This is a genomic window from Hydrogenophaga sp., assembly GCF_036675665.1.
Taxonomy (GTDB): Bacteria; Pseudomonadota; Gammaproteobacteria; order Burkholderiales; family Burkholderiaceae_C; genus Hydrogenophaga.
Map to the genome: position 1 here is coordinate 1 of NZ_JAKFEO010000072.1, position 2,071 is coordinate 2,071.

Below are 2,071 nucleotides of genomic sequence, written 5' to 3' on the forward strand. Positions count from 1 at the left end.
TGCCGAGGCGGCCAAGGAAATCAAGAACCTGATCGGTGCCAGCGTGGACCGGGTGGAAGCGGGCTCCAGGTTGGTGGCCGATGCGGGCCAGACCATGAGCGAGATCGTGGGCTCGGTGCAGCGTGTCTCCGACATCATTGGCGAGATCACGGCGGCGGCGGGCGAGCAGAGCGACGGCATTGGCCAGGTCAACGTGGCGGTAACGCAGCTCGACCAGATGACGCAGCAGAACGCCGCGCTGGTCGAGGAGAGCGCCGCGGCCGCCGAAAGCCTGAAAGACCAGGCCAGCCGCCTCACCGAGGTCATCAGGATCTTCCGCATCGATGAGGCCCACAGCGCGCCAGCGGTGGTGGCGGTCTCCCAGCCTGCCAGCACCTTCAAGCCGGTGGCGCACAAGCCGATCAGCCTCAAACCCGTTGGCGCCAAGTCGACCAGCCCCAAGGCTGCTGCGCCCGAGGAGGCAGCGTCCGTGGTGGCGCCCATCGAGGCTGCCAAGCGTTTGCCCGCACCGGCCCCCGTTGCCCGCCCTGCGCCCGTTGTTCGCCAGGCCGTGGCGGCCGGCGAAGAAGGCGACTGGGAAAGTTTCTGAGCCCCCCCGGCGTTGAGCCGCTGATGCGGCCAACGCCCCTTTTTGCCAACCCTCTCAACCGTCAGGACCACCCCATGAAACACATCCGCAACACCCTCGGCGCCTGCGTGGCCGCCACCTTGTTCGCCACTTCGTTCAGCGCTCAGGCTGGCGCCACCGCCGAAGACGCCACCGCCATGGTCAAGAAGGGCGTGGCCTTCATGAAGACCAACGGCAAAGACAAGGGCCATGCCGAAATCAGCAGCAAGGAAAGCCAGTTCAAGAAGGACGACCTCTACCTGGTGGTCTACGGTCTGGACGGCACGGTGCGTGCCCACGGCGCCAACGAAAAGATGATCGGCAAGAACCTCATCGAGCTCAAGGACATCGACGGCAAGCTGTTCGTGAAGGAGCGCGTTGAACTGGCCCAGAGCAAAGGCACGTTCTGGCAGGACTACAAGTTCACCAACCCCACGAACAAGAAGATCGAGCCCAAGGCCATGTACTGCGAGAAGCTGGAAGACGCCGTGGTCTGCGGCGGCATCTACAAGTAATCGCTCGCCGTTGACCATTCCCACAGCCCTGGAGCCGACATGAAACTGAGCCACAAGCTGATCCTCGCCCCGGTGATCACGGCGGCCGTCGTGCTGGCCACCGGGCAGCTGAACACGTACTTTTTCGGCCAGTCTTCCCTGGCCGCCAGTGCCCGGTTCACCGAAGAGCTGGAGCAGCTCCAGTCGCTCTCCGACGTGCAGGACCAGGTGGGCCGCATGCATGTGGATGTGTACCGGCTGATGACCATCATCGGTTCGGTGGAAGAGACCAAGACCGCGGCGCTGCGCAAGGCCATGGCCGAACAATCGCAGGGCATCCAGCGCGTGCTGGGCGTGCTGGCGGAGAAAGCTCCGGCCGACAGTCCGGTGCGCCCGGAGTTGCAGACCGCCACGGCCCAGATCGGCGAGTTCCTCAAACGTTCGGATTCGGCCATCGATCTGGGCACGGTGGATCCGAACACCGGTGTGGCGGCGATGCAGGGCGCGGATGAGGCGTATGTCAGGCTGGCCAAGTCATTGGCTGCGGTGAAGCAGCAGATGCAAGACATCTCCGCGGCCGCGGCCACTGTGGCCAACGAGGAGTCGAGTCGGATGAACTGGCTGCTCACGCTGCTGTCGTTGGTGGCTGCCGCCGCCGTGGTGGCGGTGGCCTGGGTGATGTTGCGCCGGGTGGCCGAAGCACTGGTGCATGCGGCCCATGTGGCGCGCGAGGTGGCTGATGGCAACCTCGATGTGGAGGTGCAGACGAACCGCAAGGATGAGCTGGGTGATCTGCTCAATGCGCTGGGGGCGATGAAGATCTCGCTGATCCAGACGGTGGGCCAGGTGCGCAGCGCCACCGACAGCATCAACACGGCTTCGTACGAGATTGCCTCGGGCAACCAGGACCTGAGCGCGCGCACGGAGCAGGCGGCGAGCAACCTGGAAGAGACGGCGGCCTCGATGGAGC

At 65.0% G+C, this 2,071-nt stretch carries 3 protein-coding genes; all 3 read left to right on the top strand.

What is annotated here, in order from left to right; genetic code table 11:
• The coding region (locus V6M63_RS18900; RefSeq protein ID WP_332744352.1) for a methyl-accepting chemotaxis protein at positions 1–589 on the top strand (589 nt) is incomplete at its 5' end.
• Between the two features lie 74 nt (positions 590–663).
• Positions 664–1,122 carry a cache domain-containing protein gene (locus tag V6M63_RS18905; protein WP_332744354.1) on the top strand — a complete coding sequence of 153 codons (459 nt, stop codon included), beginning with the start codon at positions 664–666 and terminating at the stop codon, positions 1,120–1,122.
• A gap of 39 nt (positions 1,123–1,161) precedes the next feature.
• The coding region (locus V6M63_RS18910; protein WP_332744356.1) for a HAMP domain-containing protein at positions 1,162–2,071 on the top strand (910 nt) is incomplete at its 3' end.

What these genes read in the sequence shown, in the direction of transcription:
- V6M63_RS18905 (WP_332744354.1), top strand. Translation starts at nt 664, where the DNA reads ATGAAACACATCCGCAACACCCTCGGCGCCTGCGTGGCCGCCACCTTG.